We start from the raw sequence: 6,103 nt of genomic DNA, 5'->3' as shown, positions 1-6,103 counted from the left end.
GTCGTCTCAGTAACACACCGGAGGTGCTCGCCCATACTTTACGCGGCACCGGTCAGGGCATGACGCCCTACGTAGGGAATAAAATTGCCGATTTGGAAATAGAAATCCTTTACGTATCGGGGGCGCTTGATACAAAGTATGATGACATAGGGAAGACTATTTTCGGGTTTTGTGAAAACTCGGCCCATGTGTCGGTCCCTGAGGCGGGGCACAATGTGCACACCGAAATGCCCGATGAATTTAATGATATAGTAAACCTGTTTTTGTCAGATTATAATGACAAAAACATCAGTTGATTAGCTGTTAACTATGAATACTTTATGTGTTTTAGTTGTTAACTATGAAGACTTTAAGTGCTTTTTAGATGTATATTAATGTAGCTAGCATTGCCGATTGCAACTGAAATACGGTCGGCAGAGGTTTAAAAAGGAGGCTATTATGAGCAAGTTTGATTGGCAAGTATTGGATCGCGGTTATGAAGATGTAATTTATGAAACCTATAACGGCATTGCCAAAATCACTATTAATCGTCCTGAAATCCGCAATGCGTTCCGTCCTAAAACAGTGGTGGAACTCATTGACGCGTTTACCATTGCTCGTGATGACACCGAAGTGGGCGTAATTATTTTAACCGGTGCCAACCACGGCGGCGATGTGAATAAAGAAGCATTCTGCTCCGGCGGTGACCAGAGTGTGCGCGGTAACGGCGGTTATGTAGGTGAAGACCGCATTCCACGCCTTAACGTGCTCGATTTGCAGCACTTAATCCGCATCACGCCAAAACCGGTTATTGCCATGGTTAACGGCTATGCTATCGGTGGCGGTCATGTACTTCACATCGTTTGTGACTTGTCCATTGCTTCTGAAAACGCTAAATTCGGCCAGACCGGTCCGCGCGTAGGCTCCTTCGATGCCGGTTACGGTGCAGGCTACCTCGCTCGTTTGGTCGGTCATAAAAAAGCCCGTGAAATCTGGTTCTTGTGCCGCCAATACACCGCGCAGGAAGCCCTCGACATGGGTCTTGTTAATACGGTAGTGCCATTTGACCAATTGGAAGAAGAAACCGTTAAATGGTGTGAAGAAATCCTTCAATTATCCCCAATGGCCCTTCGCTTCTTAAAAGCATCCTTCAACGCTGATACCGACGGTCTTGCCGGTTTACAACAGTTCGGTGGCGACGCAACTCTCATGTTCTACACCACCGACGAAGCGAAAGAAGGTCGCGACGCGTTCAAAGAAAAACGTAAACCTAATTTCAAACAATTCCCTAAATTCCCTTGATAGGAGGACGTTTTAATTATGCGATGGTTACGAGAGCGGGCGCAAGCAACTCCCAATCAGCCCTTTCTTGATGGCTATACTTATAAAACGATATATGAGCGCACCGTACTGCAGGCCGGCTTTTTGTCGGCCGTAGTGCGCGGTGAGAACCGCATCGGTCTTTGCAGTGAAAACTCGGTGGACATGGCGGTGATGCTCTTCGCGTTATGGTCCTTAGGGAAAGAAGTATTTTTAGTAAATCCACACCTCACTGTACAGGAGCAGGAACAGCAAGCCCTCGACTTGGGCGTTCATTTAATCTTTGCGTCACCCACGGTGCAGGAACGGGTGGAAGCAACCTGTAACGGTCGTTTTTGCCGACCCCATCACAGTGCGGTCAACGAAGTAGCTTGGCGTACCTGGGGTGCCTTGCCGCCTATGGATGAAACATCCCGCACAAGACTTGTGCAATGCTTTGAAGGTCTCTTGGTGCCGCCACTGATGGATCAGGCTATAGCGGCCATTATGAACACCAGTGCTACAACCGGTTCGGTAAAATCCGTACCCCTTCGCTGGGGGCAGATTGAAGCCCATGTGAAAGCGTCGGCCAAGGTGCTGGGCGTTTCGCCGAACGATAATTGGCTTACCGTACTACCTATGTTCCACGTGTCGGGCTTGTCTATTATTTTGCGGACCTTATATAACGGCACGGCGGCTACGATTATGTCGTCTTTTGACGAAGCCAAAGTCATTGCCGGCATTACGTCCGGTAAACTTACCATGGTATCGTTGGTGCCCACCGTATTGCAGCGCATCATCGATCGTATTGATAACCACGCCTTGCGGGTGGTGCTGCTCGGTGGTGAGTTCATCCCCGATGCGTTGGTGGAAAACTGTTTAGCCAAAGCCATGCCGATTTTTAAGACCTACGGCATGACGGAAACCTTTGCTCAAAGTGCGACGGTGAATGTATTGGCTCATCCGGATAAGCGACAGGCTGTAGGTAAGCCATTACCGGGTGTTGTTATTGAAGTGCGTAATCCCGATGAAACGGGTATCGGGGAAATTTGGCTTCAGTCGCCTATGCTCATGACAGGCTACCTCGGTAAGCCGCCGATTGTTGGCTTTTTCAATACGGACGATATGGGCTATTTGGATGAAGACGGCTATTTATATATTGTGAATCGCCGCCAGGATATTATTATCTCCGGTGGTGAAAACATTTATCCGAAAGAATTGGAAGATTGCCTCTATCGCTTGCCGGGCGTGACGGAATGTGCCGTAGTCCCTAAAGCGGATGAACGGTGGGGACAGGTACCGATTCTCTACTATGCCGGCGAGGCCAGTGTAAAAGCGGTTAAAGAGCACTTGAGTGAAAACTTGGGCCGCTACAAACAACCAAAGGCGATTTGCCGTTTGGCAAAATTACCACGTAATAACTCTGGCAAAATCATGCGTCGCACGCTGATTGACGAAGCGGCGGATATGTAAAATAGAATGATCGGCATGGCAGATTGCTGCGAAGGTAATCGCTATGTGAGGGCGATGCCAACATTTGAAATAAGGCTATGTGGCGTCGATGATATTAATATTGTTTTAAGGCGAGGGACGAACGATGACTCATCAGATGACAATCTCAAAAATCACCTTATGGCACATTGGTTTACCGATGCGCTTTACCTTTCGTACGTCCCAAAGCACCTTATCACATCGAGAAAGTCTTATCGTAGGCGTCACCACATCGTCAGGCTATACCGGCTATGGCGAAGTGGTGGCGTTTACGGAGCCTTTTTATACGGCAGAAACGTTGACCAAGAGTAAAGAGATACTGTTGACGGCGTGGCTGCCGTTTTTTGTAGGCAAAACTATGGTAGGGCCGTGGGCCATGTATGAAATGGTGGATTCGTTACAGGATGTGTCGGTTGAGCCGAATGCGAATGCTGACTATGCTAATGAGGGTGCCGATTCTCCTAGGGCGACGGGCAAAAAATTGCGCATGTGTTATCCTATGGCTTGGGCGGGGCTTGAAAATGCCATCCTCCATGCTTATTATGGTGAACAAGGGTTAGCAACTATCGATACTTTAGTACCCGGTAAAAAATGTAAAACCATTGAATCCGGCGTTGTTTTGGGCGATATGCCGATTCCGGAGCTTTTAAAGGCTGTGGAAAAACACGTAGACAACGGTTGCCGACGTATCAAGTTAAAACTCAAGCCCGGTGATGCGGTGGACCGTGTGGCAGCCGTACGCAAGGCTTATCCAGATATTATCTTGGCCGGGGATGCGAACTGCAGTTTTGCGCCGGACAAGGCTGATGAGATTATTGCTTTAAATGAGTATAATCTGCGGTCCTTGGAAGAACCGTTTGTGGTGAAGGATGCAGCAGGAAACTATAAAAGTGCTGAAGTTTATGGTTCACTGCCTCAAGAATTACGACAGACGATTCAAACGCCACTTTGTTTTGACGAAAGTGTACAATCCTTAGCAGAATTAAAAGCCATGCATCAAACAGGCTGGCTCGATTTATTGAATATTAAAGTAGGACGCCTTGGTGGGCTCCGCGAAACTTTGGACTGCTTAAGTTATTGTCGTCAACATAAGATTGGTTTTTGGATTGGCAGCATGGTGGAAAGCGGTGTTTCAAAATACATGCATGTACAGCTGGCTACCTTGGCAGATACGTGGATGGCCGGCGATTTATCGGATATGAGCCGTTATTTTGAAAAGGACATTATTACCACGCCTATTGAGTTTTTACAGGGAAAGTTAGCCGTGGATTTCAAAGCCGGTCTGGGAACGGATATAAATGATGCGGCTCTGCGAGAATATACCTTGGACAGGACTGTGTTTGAATAGAGCTGGGGCTAGACGACATAGAAGATAGATAAAATAGATCATGGTTAAAAATTGAGCCTTCAAAATGATGAGGTGTAAGATTTATAGCAATCGGAAGGGAGTGCACTATGACTTTAGTTGATCAATTAAATATAGATTATGTAAATTTAACGGATACAGGCTTTGAAAGTACTATGACCATGGGTGAATTTCATGCCCAGCCGTTTGGCTTTTTAAACGGTGGCGCAACGCTTGCGTATTGCGAAGCTATCGCGGGCATGGCCAGTAATCTTATGGGTGAAGGTGCCTATGTGGGCGTAGGACAGACTGTTACAGCTCACCATTTAAAAGCAACGAAGCCTCAGGGCAAATTGTTGGCGCAGGGAATCTTATTACATGGCGGTAAACGCAGTCATGTGTGGGAAATAAAGTTGACTAATGAAAAAGGCGAACACATTTCGCAAGTAACTGTGGTTAATGCATTGATTGAGATGAATTGTAAATAGCTGGTTATGAAGTACTTGTTTAGTAATTGGTTTGTAAAGACGTTTTAAGAGATGTAAATAAACTGTACGGAATGTCGAAAACACAGAGTGAAGTGTTATAATAGGGATATGTTTATAATTTTGGAATAAATAGAGTAATACAGGTGTAGGAGTTTGGTGTGTTAGATCGTAAAGTATTTGGCCTGGTTGTATTAGTCGGCATTTTTGCCGGTATCGTAGGTATAGTATTTACCAATTTATTGCATGTGATTCAGCATTTTACCTTTGGTTACAATGATTTGAGCTTTGGTGTTGGCGTAGCGCAGGCGAGCGGCGAACGTCGTGTTTGGGCGTTGCTGGCTTGTGGTCTTGTGGGCGGTATTGGCTGGGTGCTGATTCACCGCTATGGCGGCAAACTTGTTGAAGTTAAAGACGCAGTAAAAGATGTGACGAAAGAAATGCCGCCGGTAACTACTTTGATCCACTCTACTTTGCAAATTATAACCGTGGCTATGGGTTCTCCGCTCGGTCGAGAAGTGGCACCGCGCGAAGCAACTTCGGCGCTAATTACTTGGGTGATGCGCTATGTGAAACTAACGAATGAAAATCGATCCCTTCTCATTGCTTGTGCATCCGGTGCCGGTTTAGCGGCCGTGTATAACTCGCCGGTATCGGCCACGATTTTCGTTTTGGAAACACTGCTGTTAACCTGGAACGTGAGAGCGTTGAGCTCCGCTTTTATCGCCTGTGGTATTGCCACATTTGTGGTTCGTTTAGGGCTTGGTGATACGGTTCAGTACGATATGCCACAACCGGTTATGATTGGAAATTTTGCCGAATTTTCCGTACTTATCGGGATTATTATCGGCGTGGCTGTAGTGTTTTTTGATAAATCGCAAGCTTATTTACCTAAGTTTGATCGTAAAAGTCCTAAGATGATTTTATTATCGGTGATTGCCTTTGGCCTCGTAGGCCTTATGGCTGTATATTTCCCGGCCATTTTGGGTAACGGTAAACCTGGAAATCAGCTTACCTTTGCTCATTTAGTACCTTGGGAATATGGCTTAGGACTCTTTGCCGCTAAATGGGCTGCTGTCCTACTCGCTATGGGCGCCGGCGCTTATGGTGGTAAAATTACACCATCCATGATGCTGGGGAGTACTTTGGCCCTCGTTGTAGCCATTGCGTGGAACTTCGCTATCGGGCCTATTTCAATTGGACTCAGTGCCTTTTTGGGGGCAGTAGTGTTCTTGGGTCTCGCGCAAAAAATGCCGCTTACTTCCTCTGTATTTATGCTGGAATTATCGCGGTTTTCAGTGGAACTATTATTCCCGATTGCACTCGCTATGGGGATGGGGATGATTACGCAGGCGTGGCTTAAAGATAAAATATAATGCTAAGATAATCGGCATATTATATAAAGAATACGTACGATTCTTGATGATTTATAATGTTGTAAAGTTTTTTGCAAAATTTGTAAAAAATTTATAAAGGTTCATAGTATAATCAAATGCGACAAATA

The 6,103-nt window shown here is 46.1% G+C and carries 5 protein-coding genes and 1 pseudogene; all 6 read left to right on the top strand.

Going from position 1 to position 6,103, the window contains the following annotated elements; translation table 11 throughout:
* Positions 1-296, top strand: a pseudogene (locus QZL64_RS08535) (2-succinyl-6-hydroxy-2,4-cyclohexadiene-1-carboxylate synthase); the annotation flags it as partial.
* A 142-nt stretch (positions 297-438) separates the two neighbouring features.
* A complete protein-coding gene (gene menB / locus QZL64_RS08530; RefSeq protein WP_006556072.1) occupies positions 439-1,281 on the top strand; it encodes a 1,4-dihydroxy-2-naphthoyl-CoA synthase in 843 nt (280 codons plus the stop codon).
* An 18-nt stretch (positions 1,282-1,299) separates the two neighbouring features.
* Positions 1,300-2,751 carry an o-succinylbenzoate--CoA ligase gene (menE, locus tag QZL64_RS08525; RefSeq protein ID WP_021841573.1) on the top strand — a complete coding sequence of 484 codons (1,452 nt, stop codon included), beginning with the start codon at positions 1,300-1,302 and terminating at the stop codon, positions 2,749-2,751.
* A gap of 136 nt (positions 2,752-2,887) precedes the next feature.
* Positions 2,888-4,117 (top strand): o-succinylbenzoate synthase, encoded by a 1,230-nt coding sequence (menC, locus tag QZL64_RS08520; RefSeq protein WP_226974237.1) that lies wholly within the window; start codon positions 2,888-2,890, stop codon positions 4,115-4,117.
* A 107-nt stretch (positions 4,118-4,224) separates the two neighbouring features.
* Positions 4,225-4,602 carry a PaaI family thioesterase gene (locus QZL64_RS08515; protein WP_021841571.1) on the top strand — a complete coding sequence of 126 codons (378 nt, stop codon included), beginning with the start codon at positions 4,225-4,227 and terminating at the stop codon, positions 4,600-4,602.
* 158 nt (positions 4,603-4,760) lie between these two features.
* Positions 4,761-5,975, top strand: coding sequence for a chloride channel protein (locus QZL64_RS08510; protein WP_021841570.1), 1,215 nt, complete (start codon positions 4,761-4,763; stop codon positions 5,973-5,975).
* The last annotated feature ends 128 nt before the right edge of the window (positions 5,976-6,103 follow it).

This window comes from Veillonella sp. CAG:933 (assembly GCF_000431435.1).
Classification (GTDB): Bacteria; Bacillota; Negativicutes; order Veillonellales; family Veillonellaceae; genus Veillonella_A.
Note: the sequence above shows the minus strand (reverse complement) of the source record. Positions and strands in the feature narration are given on the sequence as shown.